Source organism: Micromonospora sp. NPDC047793, from assembly GCF_040642635.1.
GTDB lineage: Bacteria > Actinomycetota > Actinomycetes > Mycobacteriales > Micromonosporaceae > Micromonospora.
The window spans coordinates 169419-189829 of the sequence record NZ_JBEYSG010000005.1 but is presented as its reverse complement, the minus strand read 5'-3'; the positions used below and the strand labels follow the sequence as shown (position 1 = coordinate 189829).

Sequence of the window (20411 nt, the reverse complement as noted above, 5' to 3'; positions counted from 1 at the left end):
CTGTCGCAGCCCTTCTCTACAGGTCGGCGGGGGCGGCCAGCCGGCCGGCCACGGCGGTGGCGGCGGCGACCGGCGGGCTCACCAGGTGGGTACGCCCACCCCGGCCCTGCCGGCCCTCGAAGTTCCGGTTGGAGGTGGAGGCGGACCGCTGACCCGGGGAGAGCGTGTCCGGGTTCATGCCCAGGCACATCGAGCAGCCGGCGAAACGCCACTCGGCGCCCGCGTCGGTGAAGACCTTGTCCAGCCCCTCGGACTCGGCGGCCTCGCGTACCGCGGCGGAGCCCGGCACCACCAGCATGCGTACGCCGTCGGCGACCTGGTGGCCGCGCAGCACGTCGGCGGCGGCCCGCAGGTCCTCCAGCCGGCCGTTGGTGCAGGAGCCGACGAAGACCACGTCCACCGAGAGGTCCCGCAGCGGCGTACCGGGCCGCAGGTCCATGTACTCCAGGGCACGACGGGCCGCGGCCCGCTCGGGCTCGGTGCCGAAGTCGTCCGGGTTCGGCACCGCCGCGCCCAGCGGCGCACCCTGACCCGGGTTGGTGCCCCAGGTGACGAACGGCGTGATCTCGGCGGCGTCCAGCGTCACCTCGGCGTCGAACGTCGCGCCCTCGTCGGTGGGCAGCGTCCGCCAGTACGCGACCGCGGCGTCCCAGTCCGCGCCGGCCGGCGCGTTCGGCCGCCCCTTCAGGTACGCGAAGGTGGTCTCGTCCGGCGCGATCATGCCGGCCTTGGCGCCCCACTCGATGGACATGTTGGCGATGGTCATCCGGCCTTCCATCGACAACGCCCGGATCGCCTCGCCCCGGTACTCCACGATGTGCCCGCGCCCGCCGCCGGTGCCCACCTTCGTGATCAGCGCGAGGACCAGGTCCTTGGCGGTGACACCGGGACGGAGCTGGCCGTTGACGGTGACCGCCATCGTCTTGGGGCGGCCCTGCGGCAGCGTCTGGGTGGCCAGGACGTGTTCGACCTCACTGGTGCCGATGCCGAACGCCAACGCACCGAACGCGCCGTGGGTGGCGGTGTGCGAGTCGCCGCAGACGATCGTCATGCCGGGCTGGGTGAGCCCGAGCTGCGGCCCGATGACGTGCACGATGCCCTGGTTCTCGTCGCCCAGCGGGTGCAGCTTCACGCCGAACTCGGCGCAGTTGCGGCGCAGCGTCTCGATCTGCGTCCGGGAGGTGGGGTCGGCGATGGTGAGCAGGTCACCACGGCGCTGCCGGAACGAGGGATCGGCGTACCCGGTCGGGGTGTTGTGATCCTCGGTCGCGAGCGTGAGGTCGGTACGGCGCACCTGCCGGCCGGCGAGCCGCAGCCCGTCGAAGGCCTGCGGGCTGGTCACCTCGTGCAGCAGGTGCAGGTCGATGAAGAGCAGATCGGGCTCACCATCGGCGGATCGGACCACGTGCGCGTCCCAGACCTTCTCGGCCAGGGTCCTCGGCTCAGGAGTGACTCCCACCATCTGGACATCCTAAATTCTGGGAGGTAAATTTCGGCTTGTGGGACACAGTATGAGCGGTGTCGGCGTTCTCGACAAGGCGGTGGTCATCCTGGCCGCCTGTGTCGACGGCGCCAGCCTGGCCGAACTCGTTGAACGCACCAAGCTGCCCCGGGCCACCGCGCACCGGCTGGCACAGGCGCTGGAGATCCACCGGATGCTGGTCCGGGACACCCAGGGCCGCTGGCGTCCCGGGCCACGCCTGGGCGAACTGGCGAACGCCGCACCGGACGTGCTGCTGACCGCCGCCGAGCCACTGCTGGCCGCCCTGCGCGACGCCACCGGCGAGAGCGCACAGCTCTACCTGCGCCGGGCGGACGAACGGATCTGCGTGGCCGCCGCCGAGCGCGCCAGCGGGCTGCGGGACACCGTCCCGGTGGGGTCGGTGCTGCCGATGGTGGCCGGTTCGGCGGCGCAGATCCTGCTCGCCTGGGAGCCGCCCGAGGCGGTGATGCCACTGCTACCGCGGTCCAAGTTCACCGGCCGCACCCTCGCCGAGGTACGCCGCCGGGGCTGGGCGCAGAGCGTCGCCGAACGCGAGGCCGGTGTGGCGAGTGTCTCCGCACCGATCCGGGACCGCACCGGCCGGGTCATCGCGGCGATCAGCATCTCCGGCCCCATCGAGCGTCTCGGCCGCCGCCCCGGCGAACGCCACGCCATGGCCGTCGTCCGCGCCGGCCAACGCCTCTCCGGCCTCTAACCCCTCCCACCCCCACCCCCTCTCCCCTCCCCCCGCCCCCGCCCCGGTTGATCAAGAAGTTTGCACCTTCGGGAGGGGCGGATCCTGACGCGAACTTCTTGGTCAACTCGCCGAAGGGTCGACCTGAGGGTGGCGTGGGCGGGGTGGACGTGCGGATGGTGGGGTGGCACGGGAGAAGCCCGCCTCGCACGGGGCGAGACGGGCTTCGGTGTGGTAGCCCCGACCGGATTCGAACCGGCGCTACCGCCTTGAGAGGGCGGCGTCCTGGGCCGCTAGACGACGGGGCCAAGACTTTCCTGGTTCACCACCCTCGCGGGCGGTGCGGCAGTAGTCTAGCGGCGTCCCTCTCGACGACGGAATCTGGGGTGGGACGCCGCCGTCGGGCCAGGCCGGGGGCGATGTCACCCGATCGGGTGAGCCGACACCGGGCCGGGCGGGGGGCCAGCAGTCAGTCGCCCCCGCCCCCAAGGCTGGCACGCGGGGAGCCAGCACGCAGGATGGCGGCACGGCAGCGGGCCAGCACACAGGATGGCCGGCATGCAGAAGGCCGGCATGCGGGATGGCCGGTACGCGGCGCAGGACGGCAGCACATAGCGAAACGGCCCGACCCGCGGAGCGGGACGAGCCGTTACCTGAATCTGTTGTAGCCCCGACCGGATTCGAACCGGCGCTACCGCCTTGAGAGGGCGGCGTCCTGGGCCGCTAGACGACGGGGCCAGAACACACTGTGCGACACCACCTCGCGGTGGTGCCGCCAAACTCTACCAGAATTCGTGACCGGGTCCCCTGCGGGAACATCGGTGCTGAACTCCACCAGAATCCAGCGACCTCGATTCGTGCGAATCGCGGTTGCGCTGGGGTACCAGGACTCGAACCTAGACTAACTGAACCAGAATCAGTTGGGCTGCCAATTACCCCATACCCCATTGGCCCCTTGCGGTGCCGGGAGCAAACTCTACCCTCCCGGCACCGACGGGCCAAATCAACTTCCCCAAACCGCCCTTGAGCTGCGTAAACGGCGGTCAGGTCGCGGACACGACAGGGTTGGTCAACTCACCGATCCCCTGGATCCGGACGGCCACCGTATCCCCCTCCGTGATCGGGCTAACCCCCGCCGGGGTGCCGGTCAGGACGATGTCGCCCGGCAGCAGCGTCATCACGTGCGAGACGTACGACACCAGGGCCGGCACGTCGAAGACCATGTCCCGGGTACGGCCGAGCTGCCGGACCTCCATCTCCTCCGGGTCGCGTCCCACCTCGCAGCGGATCTCCAGGTCGGTGACGTCGAGCCCGGTGGTGATCCACGGACCGATCGGGCAGAAGGAGTCGAACCCCTTGGCCCGGGTCCACTGGCTGTCGGACCGCTGGAGGTCCCGGGCGGTGACGTCGTTGGCGCAGGTGTAGCCGAAGATCGCCCGTTCGGCGGCGGCCCGGTCGGCGCGACGGGCGCCCGGTGCCCCGATCACCACGGCCAGTTCCGCCTCGTGCTCGACCTGCTTGCTGAACTCGGGCAGGCGGATCGCGTCCCGGGGGCCGATGACGGAGGTGGAGGGCTTGAGGAAGAGCAGCGGCTCCTTCGGTACCTCGTTGCCGTGCTCGGCGGCGTGCTCGGCGTAGTTGCGGCCGACACAGACCACCTTGCTGGGCAGGATCGGGGAGAGCAGGCGGACGTCGGACAGCGCCCACCGGACGCCGCTGAACGTGATCTGGCCGAACGGGTGTCCGGTGATCTCGGCGACGGTCAGCCCCTGCGGGCCCGCCTCCGGCTCCCCCTCGACGACCCCGAACGACATTCCCTTGGCATGAGCGAAACGAGCGATACGCACCAGGTCAATCTAGTCCGGTCGCAGACCGGACCAGCACCGCCGATCCGGTCCGGTCGCCTCGGGGGCGGCACAGCCTACCCGCGATGATCAGCGTCGGGGCCGGATTCGCCGCTTCGTACCCGCACGACGTGCGCGCGCCCCTAGCGTCGGCTGCGGAGGTTCGTTCGTATGCCTGCATCGACACGACACCACAGGAAGCTCGCGGCGATCGTGCACTGCGTCGGTCTGCTGACGGCGCTGCCGGTCCTACCGGCGGCAACCGCTCCGGACGCCCCGGCGCCCGGTCGGCCGCACGCGGCAGCCGCCACGCCGGAGCCCACCATGCCGTCGGCCCCGCCGGCGGTGCCCACTCCGACCCGGGTCGCCCCACCGGCGGCCAAGCCGGAGATCAGCGTGGCGGTGAGACCGCAGAACACCGCCGCGCCCGGCTACCGCATCGAGGTCCGCAACCGGGGCGACGCGCCGGTCTCCACCACGGTGCGCCAGGAGCTGCCCCAGGGTGCCACGGCGACGACGATCAGCGGCGGCGGCCGGGAGGTACGCCCCGACGGGTCGGCGGCGACCGAGGTGACCTGGCGCCTGAGCCTGCCGCCCCGCAGCGCCCGGACGCTGGACACCACGCTGGCCGCCGCCTCCACGCAAGCGCCGCTGACCACACCCGCCTGCGCCTTCGGCACCGACGACCAGCAGCCGTACGACTGTGCGTCGGCCACCTGGACGTCGCCGGACGCACCGGCGGCCGGTGCGGCGGAGTCGGGCTGGCGGCACCAGGCGCCCGCGCTGCTGGCCGGTGCGGTCGCGGTGCTGGTGATCGGCCTCATCGGCTTCGTCACCTGGCGTCGACGCACGCGACCGGTCGCCGCCGCGCTGGCCTCGGAGGGACGGGGGACGGTCTACCCGCGCCCGGCCGCGCCCCGGCCCCCGGCCCGTCGTCGTACGCCACCGGTGTGGCTGGTGGTGCCGGTGGCCGCGACGGTGCTCCTCGTCACGATCGGCGTGGCCGCGTGGACCGCCACCCGGCGCGTCGCCGCGATCGACACCGACAGTCAGCCGACCAGCGGCGCGTGGAAGGGCACCGGCATCAGTGGCGGGTTGGGCGTGCCGCTACGCGAGGACTCGTTCGAGTTCACCGTCTACCGGATGGCCTGCGAGCCGGGCGGCGGCGCCCGGAAGTGCCAGGCGACCGTGGGGGTGCGCAACGTCACGCCGGAGCACCAGAGCTGGCACGGCAAGTTGCAGCGGGCGTACCTGGCGGACGGCAACTGGGTGACCACCGACGAGCAGGCCACCCGGCGGGCCAACCGGGGGCGGGACGTCTTCGCCGAACCGGTGGCGGCGGGCAGTCGTACGGTGCTGCCGTTGGTCTTCACCGTCGACGGCGCGCAGGCGCCCCGGCACCTGGAACTGCGCAGCGGTGTCTTCTCCGCCGGCGTGCGGGTGGACGTGCCCTGACCGACGGGCGGGCGGCGGTCGTACCCTGGGGCGATGACCGCCGCCCTCGCCCCCGCCGTGCTCGACGCGGCCGACTGGCAGGCCCGCCGCCGCGCCCACGAGGAGCGGGTGGACGGCTGGCTCGGCGGGCACCTGGAGCGCCGCCGGCGAGGTGAGAAGCATCCGGTGGAGGACTTCCTCTTCACCTACTACTCGTGCCGCCCGGCGCAGTTGCGCCGGTGGCAGCCGGGTGCGGGGGTGCTGTTGCGCGGGGCGGACGCCGCCGACTTCGGTCCGGACCACCGGGTGGTCGACGGCGGCGTCGTCCTCGACACCGGGGCGGTCCTGGCCCGTCGTGGCGAGTCGGTGCGCTGGATCGGGTCCCTGCTGGCGGCGACCGCCGCACGCCCCGCCCACCTGGGCTGTTTCGGCATGCACGAGTGGGCGATGGTCTACCGGCAGAACCAGGACGAGGTCCGGCACCGCGCGTGGCCGCTGCGGCTGAGCCCGGAACGCACCGCCGAGGTCGTCGAGGAGCGCGGCGTACGGTGCAGCCACTTCGACGCGTACCGGTTCTTCACCGAGCCGGCCCGCCCGCTCAACGTGCTCCGGCCGACCCGGGACACGCAGCACGAGCACGAGCAGCCGGGCTGCCTGCACGCCAACATGGACCTGTACAAGTGGGCCTACAAGCTCTCCCCGCTGGTGCCGTCGGAGCTGGTCGGCGACGCCTTCGCGCTGGCCCGGGAGATCCGCACGCTGGACATGCGGGCCTCGCCGTACGACCTGGCGGCGCTCGGTTACCCGCCGGTGCGGGTGGAGACCCCGGAGGGGCGGGCCACGTACGCCACGGCGCAGCGGGAGTTCGCCGAGCGGGCCGGGGTGCTGCGCGACCGGTTGCTGGCGGCGATCCCCGCCTGACGCTCCACTACGGACAGTCATCGGGCGCCCGAAGCGCCGTGTCACCCGCTCGCCGTCAGCCTCGTCCCGTGATGCGCGAGCGGCGTCACTCGCCGTCCGCCCGGCGGTCGCGCTTGCGCTGCGAGCGACGCTTCTTCTCGGCGAGCCGGCGCTCCTTGGCGGCACGCGACGGGCGGGTCGGCCGACGCGGCGGAGGCGGTGGCGCGACCGCCTCGCGCAGCAGTGCGGCGAGCCGTTCCCGAGCCGCCTCGCGGTTGGCGAGCTGCGCCCGGTGCTCGCTGGCGGCGATGGTCAGCACGCCGTCGACCAGCCGGCCGGCGAGCCGCTCCAGCGCCCGCGTCCGCAGCGACTCCGGCAGGCTGGGCGAACCGGCCAGGTCGAAGCTCAGCTCGACCCGGGAGTCGGTGGTGTTGACCCCCTGGCCGCCGGGCCCGGACGACCGGGAGAACCGTTCCCGCAGCTCGCCGGCGGGGACACTCCACCGGTCGGTCACCCGCAGTCCGTCGTCCACGCACAGAGGCTAGCGTGCCGGCCGCTACTTCGGAGCGCTGCTCGGATTCGGCTCCGGCCTGGCCGGCTCGCCGCCGCCGACCGCCGCGTACGCGACCGCTCCGACGAGAAGCAGGGCGATCACGCCGACCTTCGTGGTGACCACCTTGATCAGTAGCCAGGCGGCGCGACGCGCGCCGGGCACGGTCTTCTTCGCCGCCTGATAGTCGTTCCACCCGCGCCGGGCCCGCGCGTACGACGACCCGACGCCACTTCCGATGATGAGGCCCACCAGCAGGAGGACCGTGATGAGAGGACGCTCCACCCACGCCAGTATCCATACTCAGCGTAATATTTCCATTCTCCGATCTTCGACCGCCAGAAACCCGACAGATCACACATCCGACCGTAATGGGACAGTGACTCTGGGTGATTTCAGCCGCCCTTGCCGATGATCGTGTCGGCGGTCTGCTGCACCTGCTCGATCGGGATGGCGAACCCGATGCCGATCGAGCCGTTGCCGTCGATGGTGGCGATCGCGGTGTTCACACCGACCACCTCGCCCCGGGCGTTGACCAGCGGGCCACCGGAGTTTCCCGGGTTGATCGAGGCGTCGGTCTGCACCGCCCGGTGCCGGTTGTCACCGAGGCGTACCTGACGGTCCAGCGCGCTGACGATCCCCGCCGTGACCGTGCCCGGCAGCCCCAGCGGCGAACCCACCGCCAGCACCGGTTCGCCCACCCGGGTCGACCCCGGCTTGGCCAGTGGCAACGCCGTCAGCCCGGCGGAGGACGGCACCCGGAGCACGGCGAGATCGCTGCCCGGTTCCCGGCCCACCACCTCCGCCGCGAACCGCCGGCCGTCCGGCAGCTCGACGGTCACCTCGCCACGCCCCTTGGCCAGGATGTGGTCGTTGGTGATGATGTGCTGCTCGGTGTCGACGGCGAAACCGGAGCCGGTCGCCGAGGCGCCACCGGAGCCGCCCACCAGCACCGACACGACCCCGGGCACGGTCTTCTCCGCCGCGGTGACCAGCTCGGCCGGCACCGGGGCGGCGGACGCGGCAGCCGGACCCGACACACCGTCGCGACCGGCCACCCAGCCACCGGCCAACGCCCCCGACCCCGTCGACAGCGTCACCACCGCCAGCCCGGCCAGCAGTCGACGGCGCCAACTCCAGGCCGCCCGGTCCCCGCTCGGCCCGTCCGGTCCACCCCGCCCGTCCGGTGGGAGATCGGGCGAGACGAACCAGGGTCCGCGTGGCTCACCCAGTCCGGTCTGCACTGCCATTCGTACGCTCCTCACGTGTGGCGGGCCCGGGTCGATCCGGTCGCCAGGACAGGTCAGGGCAGGCGGGAGAACCACCGCATCGAGCCGTACGCCGCACCCATCGCGAACACCAGCCCGAGCCCGATGAACCGGGACGAGACGTCCTGCCGTACCTTTCGCCAGCCCACCGAGCTGCCGATGTCGTCGTAGACGGCCCGCAGTTCGTCGCTCGTCGCGGCCTCGTGGAAGACGCCCCCGGTCTCTTCGGCGACGGCCTGCAACGTCTCTCCGTCCACCGGCACCTGGATCGGCCGACCGCCCCGGTCCACGAAACCGCTCAGCGTGCCGAACGAGATCGTGTGCACCGGCACCTCGACCGCGACGGCGTCGGCGGCGGCCTCCATCGGATCCATGCCCGAGGTGTTCGCACCGTCGGAGAGCAGGATGATCCGGGCCGGGGGCGGCTGGGTCGCGGCAGCCTCGTCCAACGCCTTCACCGCCCCCAGCGAGGTGCTGATCGCCTCGCCGATCGCGGTGCCCTGCACGCCGGTCACCCCCTCGGCGAGGCGCTCGATGCCGTCGTGCAGGGACTCCCGGTCGGTGCTCGGCGGCACCAGCACCGCCGCGCTACCGGCGAAGGCCACCAACCCGACGTTGAACTCGTCCGGCAGGTTGTCGACGAACCGCCGGGCGGCGCTCTTGGCCGCGGTGAGCCGGTCCGGGTCCACGTCGCCGGCGAGCATCGAGGTGGACACGTCCACCGCCACCATCACGGTGGCCCGTTCCCGGGGCACCCGCACCTCGGCGCTGGGCCGCGCGAAACCCACCACCAGCAGAGCCAGCATGGCCAGGAAGAGCCCGGCCGGCAGGTGTCGACGCCAGGTCGGCCGCCGGGGCGCCACCCGGTCGAGCAGCCGCAGGTTGGTGAAGCGGACCGCGTACCGGCTGCGCCGCCGTTGCGCCACCAGATAGGTCAACGCCAGGGCGAGCACGCCGAGCAACAGCCAGAGGCGGACCGGCGACTGCCAGATCATGCCGCCCCTCCCCGGTTCGGTCCGGCTCCGGCGGCGGCCAGGCGACGTTGTGCGTGGACGTGCCGCACGATGTCGGCCGCCCAGTCCCGGTCGGTGCGCAGGCTCAGGTGGGTCGCGCCGGATCGGCGTACCGCGTCGCGGACCTGCTCGCGCTGGGCGGCGGCGGCGGCCGCGTACCGCTCGCGCAGCCGCCGGTCGCCGGTCCACACCTCGCGGCGCTCGCCGGTCTCCGGGTCGGCCAGGGTGATCAGGCCGACGTCCGGCAGCTCCAGCTCACGAGGGTCGGTGATCTCCACCGCCAGCACCTGGTGCCGCACGGCCAGCCGACGTAGCGGGCGTTCCCAGGTGGCCGGCGACCGGGGGTCGTCGGGCAGTCCGTCGAGGAAGTCGGAGACCACCACCACCAGGCCGCGCCGGTGCGCCACCCGGTGCACCTCCGCCACCGCGTCGGAGAGGTCGGCCGCGCCGGGCGGCGGCCCGGCGGGCCCGTCGTGGCCACCCACCCGGGGTTCGGCCAGCAGCCCACGCAACAACCCGAGCAGATGGGTACGCCCACCGCGCGGCGGCATCCGACGCAACCCGGACGTGGTGAGCACCTGGGCACCGAGCCGGTTGCCCGGGCCGGTGGTGAGGAAGCCGACGGTGGCGACCGCCGCCACCGCCAGTTCCCGCTTGTCCAGCTCGGCGGTGCCGTACTCCATGCTGGGGCTGGCGTCCACCAGCAGCCAGGTGGTCAGCTCCCGGTCGGCGTCCACCTGCCGGACGTGCGGCACGGTGGTCCGGGCGGTCACCGACCAGTCCATCCGGCGCACCTCGTCCTCGCCGGGCCGGTACTCCCGGCTGCCGGCGGGTTCGCTGCCCGGGCCGGGCAGCAGGCCCCGGTGCTCGCCGTGCAGCATCCCGTCGAGCCGGCGGGTGACGGTCAGTTCCAGCCGACGCAGCCGCTGGTCCGGGGTGAGGTCGGCGAGCACCGGATCGGCCGGTACGGGCACCGGCACGGGTCGGCGGGCCATCAGGCGGCGGCCAGGTCGGGGGCGTACTCGGGTTGACCGGTGGCCGCCACCCGGGGCGGCGGGACCACCTCGACCAGGCGGCGCACGACGGCCTCGGCGGTCACCCCGTCGGCGACCGCGTCGAAGGAGAGCACCAGCCGGTGCGACAGCACGTCGCCCGCGAGGTCCCAGACGTCCTCGGGCAGCACGTACTCCCGGCCGCGCAGCATCGCCCGGGCCCGCGCGGCGGCGACCAGGCCGAGGGTGGCGCGCGGGCTGGCGCCGTACGCCAGCAGTGGGGCGATCTCCGGCAGCCCGAACCGGACCGGGTCCCGGGTGGCGAGGATGAGACGGACCACGTACTCGGCGATGGCATGGTGCACGAAGACCTGCGTGGCCTGTCGTTGGAACGCGCGCAGCCGGTCCGCGTCGAGCACCGGGCGGGCCCGGGGGCGGTCGGCGCTCATCCGGTAGAGGATGGCCAGTTCGTCGGCGCCGTCCGGGTAGTCGACCAGGATCTTCATCAGGAAGCGGTCGCGCTGTGCCTCGGGGAGCTGGTAGACCCCCTCCGACTCGATCGGATTCTGGGTGGCCAGCACGAGGAACGGCTCCGGCACCCGGTAGCTGCGCCCGCCGATCGAGACCTGGCGTTCGGCCATCGCCTCCAGCAGCGCGGACTGCACCTTGGCCGGGGCCCGGTTGATCTCGTCCGCGAGCACCAGGTTCGCCATGATCGGCCCGAGTTCGACGTCGAAGCTCTCCTTCGACGCCCGATAGATGCGGGTGCCGACGATGTCCGACGGGACGAGGTCGGGGGTGAACTGGATCCGGGAGAAGGTGCCGCCGACGACCGTGGCGAGGGTCTGCGCGGCGAGCGTCTTGGCCACCCCCGGTACGCCCTCCAGGAGACAGTGCCCGTCGGCGATCAGGGCGGTGAGCAGGCGCTCGACGAGCCGATCCTGCCCGACGATCACGCGTTTGACCTCGAAGAGCGTCTGGTCCAGCTCCGCAGCGGTCGCGTCCGGATCGACCGGGCTGGGCAGGCTGGCCATGGTGTCCGAGATGTCCGTCACGGTGCTTGCTTCCCGAGGGGCGCCTCGGACAAACGTCGGAATTACCGGCCCTGGGCGGCCCAGACGGGTCGGGCATCACCGTTACGGCGTGGACCGGGCCGGACGGCACGAAAGCGGTCGGGTGGGTCGTCCGGGAACGCAACGACCACCGGCCCCCACCGCACGGGTGGGGGCCGGTGGACGTGCCACGCTCAGCGGTGCACGATCACGAAGAACGGCAGGTCGGCGGCAACACCGGCGGAGTTGCGCGTCTGGATGAACACCCCGTTCGGGGTGAGCAGCCGGGGTGCCACCGAGACCTCCCCGGCGGGCGGGACGCAGCACGAGCCCGCCTGGCCGATCGTCGCCACGTAGATGCCCGAGGCGACGTTGCTGCCGTACTGCACCTCGTACTGGCCGACGCCGTACTTGATCACGACCCCGTCGCCGCGGGCCTTGGTGCCGTTGGCGTTGACCGCCGTCGCGTACCCGGAGGTGCTGGCCGCGGCGACCTCACCCTTGGCCAGCAGGGCCCGGGCGCTGTTCATCGAGGCGGTGGTGACCGCCGGCTGCTGCGCGGTGGCGCGGGCGGTGGGCTGGTTGCCCGCCACGGTGGGCTTCGCCGCGGCGATACCACCGCCGGCGAGGGCCAGGGCCAGGGCCGCGATCGACACCGCGGCCGCCTTACGTCGGAAAAATCTGGTCATGACAGGTCTCCCTTGGTGACCGTGGGGATACGCCGACCCGCGACACGCGGGGCGGATATTGCCTTTTTCCTCGTCGGGCCGCAATGACCTTCGAACGCCGGATGCTGCATTTTCTCGTGCACTCGCAAACGGCTCTACTCGATGATCGACATGCGCTCTGAGCTGGGAAAATCTCCCTGATCGCGACCACCCGACCAGCAGGAACGTAACACCGGAAAATACCGTCGGTCAATAACCCTTCACGCTTTGGGGCAATGTCGGATCAACACCACTAATTGTGAGAGGCGCATTCACGAATGAGGAGTGAGAATTGTTCGGTCGCTCGCGTACGCAATGGATCTCCGCCGGTCGGCGGGCGGCAGCTACCCTGCCTGCTGTGGCGATCTTCCTCGGCCGACCGTCGGAGTTGTCCGGACGTACCGTGCTCTGCTGGCTCGCCGTCGCCCCCGGGGCCGGGTGGGCGGTCGTCCGGCTGGCCGGGCTGGACCGGGGACCGTTGGTGCAGGCGCTGGCCTTCACGCCGTACGCGCTGCTCGGCAGCCTGGTCCCGCTGGTGCTCGCGGTCGCCCTCCGACGCCGCTGGCCGGCGGTGGTCGCGGCGGTGACCACGGCGGTGCTGCTCGCGGTGGTGGTGCCCCGCGCACTGCCCTCGCCGCAGCCGACGGTCGACGGACCGGAGCTGCGCGTGCTCACCGCCAACCTGCTCGCCGGAGCCGCCGACCCACGGGCGCTCGTCGCGCTGGTCCGCGAGGCGCGGGTGGACGTGCTGGTGGTGCAGGAGTTCACCCCGCAGGCGCAGGCCGACCTGGACCGACTGGGCCTGGCCGACCTGCTCCCCCACCGGCAGCTCAACGCGATGGACGGCACGCCGGGCTCCGGCCTCTACGCCCGCCACCCGATCGGCGACGGTGGTGTCCGCCAGCTCCGTGGCGGCTGGAGCTTCACCCAGGCGTACGCGACGGTGGCGGTGCCCGGGGCGCCTGCCGTCCGCGTCGAGTCGGTCCACCCGGCCGCCCCGTACGCGGTGGACCAGGTGCCCGGCTGGCGCGCCGACCTGGCGGCCCAACCCGCGGCCACCCCGGACGGGCCGCTGAGCGTCCTCGCCGGCGACTTCAACGCCACCCTCGACCACGGTCCGTTGCGCGCCCTGCTGCGCACCGGGTACGCCGACGCCGCCGCCTCGGTCGGCGCCGGGCTCACCGGCACCTGGGGACCGTACGACGGCGACCCGATCCCACCGGTCGTGATCGACCACGTGCTGGTCGACCGCCGGATCGCGGTACGCGCCGTGACGGTGCATCCGCTACCCGGCAGCGACCACCGGATGGTCCTCGCCGACCTCCACCTGCCCGCACCCGCTGCCGCGTGACGCGGACGCCGCCGGTGTAAGGAAGGGACCCTTTTAGTGCACCAGGCGATAGCAGGGGACCCCTGCTAACACCCCCGGCCGCGCCCGCCGCGCGCGTGCGAGGGGTGCGGGCGGGAGCAGCCGGGTGCGGTGTTACACGCGGGCCCGGTCGAGGCCGTACGTCAGCGCGTCGACCAGGGCGTGCCAGCTCGCCTCGACCACGTTGGGGTGCACGCCGACGGTGGTCCAGCCACCGCCCCGGCCGTCGGCGGTCTCGACCAGCACCCGGGTGACCGCGCCGGTGCCGTGGCTGCCCTCCAGGATGCGGACCTTGTAGTCGGCCAGCTCGAAGTCGCGCAGCTCCGGGTAGTGCCGTCCGAGGCCGACGCGCAGCGCCTCGTCGAGCGCGTTGACCGGGCCGTTGCCCTCCGCCGTGGCGATCACCCGCTCACCGCGTACCCGGATCTTGACGGTCGCCTCGGAGACCACCGCGCCGTCCTCGCGGTGCTCGACCAGCACCCGGTACGACTCCAGCGCGAACGGCCGCGCCGGTGCCGCGTCCGGCAGTTCGGAGCGGACCAGCAGCTCGAACGAGGCGTCGGCGGCCTCGAACGACCAGCCACCGGCCTCCAGTTCCTTGACCCGGTTGGTGACCCGGGACAGCGTCTCCGGATGGCCGGCCAGATCCAGCCCCAGCTCACGACTCTTGAGCTCGATGCTGGCCCGGCCGGCCATCTCGGTGACCAGGATCCGCATGTCGTTGCCCACCACCTCGGGTTCGACGTGGTTGTAGAGCAGCGGATCCACCTTGATCGCACTCGCGTGCAGCCCCGCCTTGTGAGCGAAGGCGGCGGCCCCGGCGTACGCCTGGTGGGTGTCGGGGGCGATGTTGGCGATCTCGGCGATGGCGTGGGAGACCCGCACCATCTGCTCCAGGCAGCCCTCCGGTAGGACCGGCAGCCCGAGCTTGAGCTGGAGGTTCGCCGCGACGGCGAAGATGTCGGCGTTGCCCGGCCGCTCGCCGTACCCGTTGGCGGTGCCCTGCACGTGCCGGACGCCCGCCTCCACGGCGGCGAGGGTGTTGGCGACCGCGCACCCGGTGTCGTTCTGCGCGTGCATGCCGAGCACCTCGGGTGCGACCCCGATCCGGTCGGTGAGGTCGGAGATGGCCGCGGTCACCCAGGAGGGCAGCATCCCGCCGTTGGTGTCGCAGAGCACGAACCGCTCCGCCCCGGCCGCCAGCGCCGTCTCCACCACCGTGGCGGTGTACGCCGGGTCGTGGCGGTAGCCGTCGTAGAAGTGCTCGCCGTCGACGAAGACCCGCCGCCCCTCGGCGACCAGGTGGGTCACCGTGTCGTGGATCATCGCCAGGTTCTCCTTGGCGGTGGTACGCAGCGCCCGCTCGACGTGCCGCAGGTCGGCCTTGGCCACCAGGGCGATCGCCGGGGTCTGCGCGTCGAGCAGGCCGCGCACCTGCGGGTCGTCGGCGGCGACCGAGCCGGCCCGGCGGGTGGCGCCGAAGGCGACCAGCACCGCGTGCTTCAGGTCGAGTTCGGTACGCGCCCGGCGGAAGAACTCGGTGTCCTTCGGCACCGCACCCGGCCATCCGCCCTCGATGAAGCCGACGCCGAACTCGTCGAGCAGCCGGGCCACCGCGAGCTTGTCGACCACCGAGTAGCTGACCCCCTCGCGCTGGGCACCGTCGCGCAGGGTGGTGTCGTAGACCTGGAACGTCATGGGGGAGATCCCTTCGTACAGGCACCGGCCGACGCAACAAAAAGACCCCCCGCGGATGCGGGAGGTCTGCGCGCTCGGCGGAGGGAGAGCCGGCGCGCTAGTTGCCAATAATGAGGGCGGTGCTGGTCACGGTGGGTACTCTGCCACTCTCGGACAGCCCTTGGGAGAAGGAATCCACATGTCGGGACGGACATCGAGGTGGATTCCCCGCAACGGGTGTAGGAGACGTCGCCCCGGGTACGTGTCTCCGGGACAGCGAACCACTACCTCCGAGACGGCTGGTCACAGTCGGGGCAGGAGAGATCCCATGGACAGGCTCAACCCGGACAGCACGCACGCCACGCCCGACCCGGCGCTGCACGGCACCCCGTCCGACCCGACGCTGCGCGCGGTGTCGAGCGAGGACGTCACCATCCAGGGCGACCAGGGGACGGTGCCCGGCGGCGCCCCCGCCGGCGCCTTCGACCCGTGGAGCTACCGGGACGAGGCCGGGGTGGCCGGCGCCAACCTGGTCGGCTACAAGGTCGAGGCCACCGACGGGTCGATCGGCAAGATCGACAGCAACAGCGCCGAGGTCAACGCGAGCTACCTGGTCGTCGACACCGGGCCGTGGATCTTCGGCAAGAAGGTCATGCTGCCCGCCGGCACCGTCAACCACGTCGACCACGAGGAGCAGAAGGTCTACGTCGACCGCGAGAAGGACCAGATCAAGGCCGCTCCGGAGTACGACGAGACGGCCACCGACCCGGCGTACCGCGACAAGCTCGGCGGCTACTACAACGACACGTACGCCGCCACTCCGCCCGGCGCTCCCCGCTGACGACTCCCCCGCGTGGGCGTACGGCCCTGACGGCCGGTGGGCATCCGCCCGCCGGCCGTCTACCGTGACAGGGGTGGACGCCATCGAGGTCAACCGCAGGATCCCGTTCACCACCACGTTCAACTTCCGAGACGTCGGCGGTTATCGGGGACACGACGGTCGCACCGTACGCACCGGCCGGCTCTACCGCTCCGACTCGCTGCACCGCATCGACGACGGCGACCGGGACGCCTTCGCGGCGCTCGGTGTCCGCACCGTCATCGACCTGCGGCGGCCGCACGAGGTCGAACGCGACGGCCGGGTCCCCGACTTCGACGGGTTGACTTACCGCAACATCCATCCCGAGCACGCGGAGTGGGCCGGGCTGGACGAGTCCCACACCGACCTGGCCCGCTACCTCGCCGACCGGTACGCCGACCTGGCCCGTACCGGCACCGCCGGGCTGGCCGAGGCGATCGGGCTGATCGCCGACGCGGCGAACAGCCCGGTGGTGGTGCACTGCGTGGCCGGCAAGGACCGCACCGGGATCGTCTGCGGGCTGACCCTCGCCGTGCTCGGCGTCGACGACGAGGAGATCGCGTCGGACTACGCGCTGAGCACCGAGGCCTCGCAACGGTTCAGCGCGTGGGTCGCCGCCACCCTGCCCGACGCCGCGCCGCTGCCGGCGCCGTTCCTGTCCTCGCCGTCCGAGGCGATGCTGCTCTTCCTCACCGAGATCCGCGCGGGCCACGGCTCGGTCGAGGACTACCTGCGGCACGCCGGGGTCACCGACGAGCAGCTCATCGCCCTGCGCACCCACCTGCTCGCCTAGCCTGCCGCGCACCTCGACGACACGCTCACCCTGTCGAGGACGCGCCCTCGCCGTGCGGAGGACGTCGCGCCGTCGGGATGTTAGGAAGGGTCCCCTGCTATGCCGTAGGCGTTAGCAGGGGACCCTTCCTTGCATCTCAGAGCACGCGGTGGACCCAGCCGGACGGGTCGGCGCCCTTGCCCCGCTGGATGTCGACGAGCTGCTGACGCAGGCCCATCGTCACCGTGCCCGGCTCGCCGCCACCGACGGCGAACTCCCCCTCGGGGAAGCGCACCACGCCGATCGGCGTGATCACCGCAGCCGTACCGCAGGCGAAGACCTCGCGCAGTCGGCCGCTGGCGGCGTCGGCCCGCCACTCGTCGAAGGTCACCGGACGCTCCTCGACCCGGTGTCCGGCCGCCTCGGCCAGCATGATCACCGATTCCCGGGTGATGCCGGGCAGAATGGTGCCGGTCAGCGGCGGGGTGGCGATCGAGCCGTCGTCGTAGACGAAGAAGACGTTCATGCCGCCCAACTCGTCGACGTACTTGCGCTCCACCGCGTCCAGGAAGACCACCTGGTCACAGCCGTGCTCGATGGCCTGCGCCTGGGCGGCCAGCGAGGCGGCGTAGTTGCCGCCGCACTTGGCCGCGCCGGTGCCACCGGGCCCGGCCCGGGTGTAGTCGGGCGAGACCCAGACCGTCACCGGCTTGACCCCACCGGAGAAGTACGCCCCCACCGGCGAGGCGATCACCGAGTAGAGGTACTCGTTGGCGGGCCGCACACCGAGGAAGACCTCGCTGGCGAACATGAACGGCCGCAGATAGAGGCTGCCGTCCTCGCCCTCCGGAATCCACTCGCGGTCGATCTCGATCAACCGGTGCAGCGAGTCGACGAAGGTCTCCTCGGGCAGCGTCGGCATCGCCATCCGGGTGGCCGAGACGTTGAACCGGGCCGCGTTGGCGTACGGGCGGAACATGGTGACCCCGCCGTCCGTGGCGCGGTACGCCTTCATCCCCTCGAAGATCTCCTGCGCGTAGTGCAGCACCGCGCTGGCGGGATCCATCGGGATCGGCCCGCGCGCCTCGACCCGGGCGTCGTACCAGCCCTTGCCCTCGGCGTAACGGACAGTGATCATGTGATCGGTGAACACCCGACCGAATCCCGGGTTGGCCAGCAGCGCGGCCCGATCGGCGGCGGATACCGGCGCGGGATTCGGACGGATCTCGAAGTCGAGCTTGTCACCACCGCTCATTGCGCTGACCTCCCTGGGGGGACGACGACATGCGCCGACCGCATGCCGGAAACTTTTGTGCCAGAAACTTACCCCGAACGGTCGTTCAGCGGGTAGGTCGACCGGCGGGTAGCAAGCCGACAACCGGTACGGAGCCCACGGAACGTGCGTGATCGAGGCAGGGCGGAGCCGAGGTCCGGGGGATCGCCCGGAGCACACGACGAACCCTCGTCACCGGGGTCACCGGCGAGGGCGTGGCAGCCTCAGGCGGTTACCTGCGCGGCGATCCGGTCGCCCACCTCTGCCGTGCGCAGGGCTACGTCCGGGCCACGGGCGGCCAGCTCCGCGCTGACCGCGGCGGTGATCCGGGCGGCGGCGTCGGCGTGCCCGAGCTGGTCGAGCAGCAGGGCAGCGGAGAGTACGGCGGCGACCGGGTCGGCCACGCCACGGCCGGCGATGTCCGGCGCGGAGCCGTGCACCGGCTCGAACATCGACGGGAATGTCCCGTCCGGGTTGATGCTGCCGCTGGCGGCCAGGCCGATCCCGCCGGTGACCGCGGCGGCGATGTCGGTGAGGATGTCGCCGAAGAGGTTGTCGGTGACCACCACGTCGTACCGCTGGGGCTGGGTGACCAGGAACATGGCGGCGGCGTCGACGTGCTGGTACTCGGTGGCGACGTCCGGGTGCTCGGCGGCCACCGCCTCGAAGGTGCGGGCCCACAACGAGCCGGCGTGGGTGAGCACGTTGGTCTTGTGCACCAGGGTCACCTTGCGCCGCTCGCGCCGACGGGCGCGGGCGAAGGCGTCCCGGACCACCCGCTCCACCCCGTGCCGGGTGTTCAGGCTCTCCTCGGTGGCGATCTCCGCCGGGGTGCCCCGGTGCAGCGCGCCGCCGGCACCGGCGTAGAGACCCTCGGTGCCCTCACGGACGACCACCAGGTCCACCTCGCCGGACTTGACGGTGGCCAGCGGGCTGGCCACGCCCGGCCAGAGGCGCGACGGGCGGAGGTTGACGTACTGGTCGAAGGCGAACCGCAGCTTGAGCAGCAGGCCCCGCTCCAACACGCCGGGCGGGACGGTCGGGTCGCCGACCGCGCCGAGCAGGATCGCGTCGTGCTCGGCCAGCTCGGCCAGCACCGAGTCGGGCAGCACCTCGCCGGTGCGGTGGTAACGTGCCGCGCCGAGGTCGTACTCGGTCGCCTCGACTCCGGGGAGTACCGCGTCGATGACCTTGCGGGCCTCCGCGACCACCTCGGGTCCGATCCCGTCCCCGGCCACCACCGCGATCCGTGCCACCGTCAGCTCCTTCGCTCGTATCGGCTCGACGGTACGCTGCCGTCCCGCCTCCCGGTACGAGTGTTCCATTCTTCGGGAAATCACTGACGCACAGCAGCTTCCCAGGAGGCATTCATGGGGCCGTCATGTCCGCTGCCTACGGTGATCTCCAACGGGCCACCGAGCCCGGACGGTCGGCGTAACGGCGCGGCGACCGTCGAGGAGGGGGCGGACACGATGTGGACCGACGAGCAGCCACGGACCCGCTGGATCGACCCGGCGGTCTTCCGCTACCGCCGGCCCGACCTGCGACTGGGCACCCGTGACCCGAAGCCGGACCGCACCGGCACGGTGACCGGTGACCGGATCGCCGTCACACACACGGTCCGCACCTCGACCGCGCAGTACCGCCTGATGCTGAACGCGCCGGAGTGGCTGGGCCGCCGGGGAGTCGGCGAGGCGCTGCGGGACGCGGTCGCCGAACTGCGGGCCATCGACCTGACCTACGGCCCGAACCGGCCGGGGAGCCTGGTGTCCCGGCTGCGTCGGGGCGAGATCAGCGCCGAGTCGTACCCGCCGCTGGCGGAGCTGGTCGACCGCTGCGCCGCCATGCGGGCGGCGACGGACGGCTGGTTCGACGCCTGGGCGGTGCCCGGCGGATTCGACCCGGGCGGCCTGCTCGGCGGCTGGGCGGTCGAACGGGCCGCGGCCCGGCTGCGCGCCGCCGGCATCCACGACTACGCCGTGCTCGCCGGCGCCGACCTGGTGGTACGCGGCAACGCCGCACACGGTGGGCCGTGGCGGATCGCGGTGCACCACCCGACCGACCGGCGCCGGGAACCGCTGGTGCTGGAGATGACGGCGGGCGCGATCGGCACCTCCGGGGTGACCGGACGGCAGGGGCACGTGGTGGATCCGCACACCGGTGAACCCGCCGACGAACTGGTCGCCGCCACGGTGGTCGGTCCCGACCTGTCGGTGGCCGACGCGTACGCCACCGCCCTGTACGCCGCCGGGTCGGCCGGACTGTCCTGGTTCCGTGGCGATTCGGACTACCACGCGTTGTTCGCCGCCCGGCGCTGATCGAGGCGGGCCCGAAGCGGGTGTCGAATGTGGGTGGTGACAGCGATCGGCCTCCACAGCCGCGGCAACGACCGTGGAGGCCGGTCGGCGACGAATGCGCATGGCTCACGCAATCGAGGGGTGCGGGCCGGTCGGCCGGACGTCGACCTCGCCACCCGAAGACGGGCCGCTGCCACGAACTCGGCCGGTGACCGCACACGTACGCT

Annotated in this window: 19 protein-coding genes and 3 tRNA genes; 7 read left to right on the top strand and 15 right to left on the bottom strand. The window is 72.3% G+C overall.

What is annotated here, in order from left to right:
• Positions 1–16 precede the first annotated feature (16 nt).
• Positions 17–1462, bottom strand: a complete 1446-nt coding sequence (gene leuC, locus ABZ738_RS13415; RefSeq protein ID WP_176092940.1) for a 3-isopropylmalate dehydratase large subunit — start codon at positions 1460–1462, stop codon at positions 17–19.
• Positions 1463–1511: 49 nt separating this feature from the next.
• On the opposite strand from leuC, the gene ABZ738_RS13410 reads away from it, so the two are divergent.
• Positions 1512–2198, top strand: a complete 687-nt coding sequence (locus tag ABZ738_RS13410; RefSeq protein WP_091084913.1) for an IclR family transcriptional regulator — start codon at positions 1512–1514, stop codon at positions 2196–2198.
• Between the two features lie 211 nt (positions 2199–2409).
• Here the strand turns inward: ABZ738_RS13410 and ABZ738_RS13405 are convergent.
• From ABZ738_RS13405 to ABZ738_RS13390, 4 genes are all read right to left on the bottom strand, one after another.
• A tRNA-Glu gene (locus ABZ738_RS13405) sits at positions 2410–2485 on the bottom strand.
• A gap of 357 nt (positions 2486–2842) precedes the next feature.
• A tRNA-Glu gene (locus ABZ738_RS13400) sits at positions 2843–2915 on the bottom strand.
• A gap of 137 nt (positions 2916–3052) precedes the next feature.
• Positions 3053–3124: transfer RNA gene (locus ABZ738_RS13395), tRNA-Gln, on the bottom strand.
• A gap of 96 nt (positions 3125–3220) precedes the next feature.
• A complete protein-coding gene (locus tag ABZ738_RS13390; protein ID WP_131057754.1) occupies positions 3221–4024 on the bottom strand; it encodes a fumarylacetoacetate hydrolase family protein in 804 nt (267 codons plus the stop codon).
• A gap of 168 nt (positions 4025–4192) precedes the next feature.
• Between ABZ738_RS13390 and ABZ738_RS13385 the strand changes: the two genes are divergently transcribed.
• Both ABZ738_RS13385 and ABZ738_RS13380 read left to right on the top strand, forming a co-directional pair.
• Positions 4193–5476 (top strand): hypothetical protein, encoded by a 1284-nt coding sequence (locus tag ABZ738_RS13385; protein WP_357213015.1) that lies wholly within the window; start codon positions 4193–4195, stop codon positions 5474–5476.
• Between the two features lie 33 nt (positions 5477–5509).
• On the top strand, positions 5510–6376 hold the full coding sequence (locus tag ABZ738_RS13380) for a 3-methyladenine DNA glycosylase (protein WP_131053233.1): 867 nt from the start codon (positions 5510–5512) through the stop codon (positions 6374–6376).
• Between the two features lie 85 nt (positions 6377–6461).
• Here the strand turns inward: ABZ738_RS13380 and arfB are convergent, their stop codons facing one another.
• The 7 genes from arfB to ABZ738_RS13345 form a co-directional block, all read right to left on the bottom strand.
• The gene (gene arfB / locus ABZ738_RS13375) at positions 6462–6887 is read right to left on the bottom strand and encodes an alternative ribosome rescue aminoacyl-tRNA hydrolase ArfB (RefSeq protein ID WP_131053234.1); all 426 of its coding nucleotides are present in this window, start codon (positions 6885–6887) and stop codon (positions 6462–6464) included.
• 24 nt (positions 6888–6911) lie between these two features.
• A complete protein-coding gene (locus ABZ738_RS13370; protein WP_131053235.1) occupies positions 6912–7190 on the bottom strand; it encodes a hypothetical protein in 279 nt (92 codons plus the stop codon).
• A gap of 110 nt (positions 7191–7300) precedes the next feature.
• Positions 7301–8155 (bottom strand): trypsin-like peptidase domain-containing protein, encoded by an 855-nt coding sequence (locus ABZ738_RS13365; RefSeq protein WP_357213010.1) that lies wholly within the window; start codon positions 8153–8155, stop codon positions 7301–7303.
• Between the two features lie 53 nt (positions 8156–8208).
• The gene (locus tag ABZ738_RS13360) at positions 8209–9168 is read right to left on the bottom strand and encodes a VWA domain-containing protein (RefSeq protein WP_131053237.1); all 960 of its coding nucleotides are present in this window, start codon (positions 9166–9168) and stop codon (positions 8209–8211) included.
• On the bottom strand, positions 9165–10181 hold the full coding sequence (locus ABZ738_RS13355) for a DUF58 domain-containing protein (protein WP_131053238.1): 1017 nt from the start codon (positions 10179–10181) through the stop codon (positions 9165–9167). Before ABZ738_RS13355 ends, ABZ738_RS13360 begins: the two co-directional genes overlap by 4 nt.
• Complete coding sequence (locus ABZ738_RS13350; RefSeq protein ID WP_131053239.1) at positions 10181–11233, bottom strand: MoxR family ATPase; 1053 nt, start codon at positions 11231–11233, stop codon at positions 10181–10183. The genes ABZ738_RS13355 and ABZ738_RS13350 overlap by 1 nt, the downstream gene beginning before the upstream one ends.
• Positions 11234–11424: 191 nt before the next feature.
• Entirely contained in the window at positions 11425–11919 is a 495-nt protein-coding gene (locus tag ABZ738_RS13345) for a hypothetical protein (protein ID WP_131053240.1), read from the bottom strand.
• Between the two features lie 376 nt (positions 11920–12295).
• Here ABZ738_RS13345 and ABZ738_RS13340 point away from each other — a divergent pair, with 376 nt between their 5' ends.
• Positions 12296–13288 carry an endonuclease/exonuclease/phosphatase family protein gene (locus tag ABZ738_RS13340; protein ID WP_357213005.1) on the top strand — a complete coding sequence of 331 codons (993 nt, stop codon included), beginning with the start codon at positions 12296–12298 and terminating at the stop codon, positions 13286–13288.
• Positions 13289–13420: 132 nt separating this feature from the next.
• Here the strand turns inward: ABZ738_RS13340 and cimA are convergent, their stop codons facing one another.
• Positions 13421–15004 (bottom strand): citramalate synthase, encoded by a 1584-nt coding sequence (gene cimA / locus ABZ738_RS13335; protein ID WP_131053241.1) that lies wholly within the window; start codon positions 15002–15004, stop codon positions 13421–13423.
• A 307-nt stretch (positions 15005–15311) separates the two neighbouring features.
• Between cimA and ABZ738_RS13330 the strand changes: the two genes are divergently transcribed.
• Both ABZ738_RS13330 and ABZ738_RS13325 read left to right on the top strand, forming a co-directional pair.
• Complete coding sequence (locus ABZ738_RS13330) at positions 15312–15824, top strand: PRC-barrel domain-containing protein (RefSeq protein WP_176092936.1); 513 nt, start codon at positions 15312–15314, stop codon at positions 15822–15824.
• A gap of 73 nt (positions 15825–15897) precedes the next feature.
• On the top strand, positions 15898–16635 hold the full coding sequence (locus ABZ738_RS13325; RefSeq protein WP_357213001.1) for a tyrosine-protein phosphatase: 738 nt from the start codon (positions 15898–15900) through the stop codon (positions 16633–16635).
• Positions 16636–16771: 136 nt separating this feature from the next.
• Here the strand turns inward: ABZ738_RS13325 and ABZ738_RS13320 are convergent, their stop codons facing one another.
• Entirely contained in the window at positions 16772–17869 is a 1098-nt protein-coding gene (locus ABZ738_RS13320; protein ID WP_131053243.1) for a branched-chain amino acid aminotransferase, read from the bottom strand.
• A 242-nt stretch (positions 17870–18111) separates the two neighbouring features.
• Positions 18112–19143 (bottom strand): 3-isopropylmalate dehydrogenase, encoded by a 1032-nt coding sequence (locus tag ABZ738_RS13315; protein ID WP_357212998.1) that lies wholly within the window; start codon positions 19141–19143, stop codon positions 18112–18114.
• 216 nt (positions 19144–19359) lie between these two features.
• On the opposite strand from ABZ738_RS13315, the gene ABZ738_RS13310 reads away from it, so the two are divergent.
• Complete coding sequence (locus ABZ738_RS13310) at positions 19360–20205, top strand: FAD:protein FMN transferase (protein ID WP_357213312.1); 846 nt, start codon at positions 19360–19362, stop codon at positions 20203–20205.
• Positions 20206–20411: the final 206 nt, after the last annotated feature.

Excerpts from the sequence above, each read along its gene's own strand:
- ABZ738_RS13380 (WP_131053233.1), top strand. The coding sequence starts at position 5,510 with ATGACCGCCGCCCTCGCCCCCGCCGTGCTCGACGCGGCCGACTGGCAG.
- ABZ738_RS13345 (WP_131053240.1), bottom strand. The coding sequence starts at position 11,919 with ATGACCAGATTTTTCCGACGTAAGGCGGCCGCGGTGTCGATCGCGGCC.
- ABZ738_RS13355 (WP_131053238.1), bottom strand. The coding sequence starts at position 10,181 with ATGGCCCGCCGACCCGTGCCGGTGCCCGTACCGGCCGATCCGGTGCTC.
- leuC (WP_176092940.1), bottom strand. The coding sequence starts at position 1,462 with ATGGTGGGAGTCACTCCTGAGCCGAGGACCCTGGCCGAGAAGGTCTGG.
- ABZ738_RS13385 (WP_357213015.1), top strand. The coding sequence starts at position 4,193 with ATGCCTGCATCGACACGACACCACAGGAAGCTCGCGGCGATCGTGCAC.
- ABZ738_RS13320 (WP_131053243.1), bottom strand. The coding sequence starts at position 17,869 with ATGAGCGGTGGTGACAAGCTCGACTTCGAGATCCGTCCGAATCCCGCG.
- ABZ738_RS13365 (WP_357213010.1), bottom strand. The coding sequence starts at position 8,155 with ATGGCAGTGCAGACCGGACTGGGTGAGCCACGCGGACCCTGGTTCGTC.
- ABZ738_RS13310 (WP_357213312.1), top strand. The coding sequence starts at position 19,360 with ATGTGGACCGACGAGCAGCCACGGACCCGCTGGATCGACCCGGCGGTC.
- ABZ738_RS13410 (WP_091084913.1), top strand. The coding sequence starts at position 1,512 with ATGAGCGGTGTCGGCGTTCTCGACAAGGCGGTGGTCATCCTGGCCGCC.
- ABZ738_RS13330 (WP_176092936.1), top strand. The coding sequence starts at position 15,312 with ATGGACAGGCTCAACCCGGACAGCACGCACGCCACGCCCGACCCGGCG.
- ABZ738_RS13360 (WP_131053237.1), bottom strand. The coding sequence starts at position 9,168 with ATGATCTGGCAGTCGCCGGTCCGCCTCTGGCTGTTGCTCGGCGTGCTC.
- cimA (WP_131053241.1), bottom strand. The coding sequence starts at position 15,004 with ATGACGTTCCAGGTCTACGACACCACCCTGCGCGACGGTGCCCAGCGC.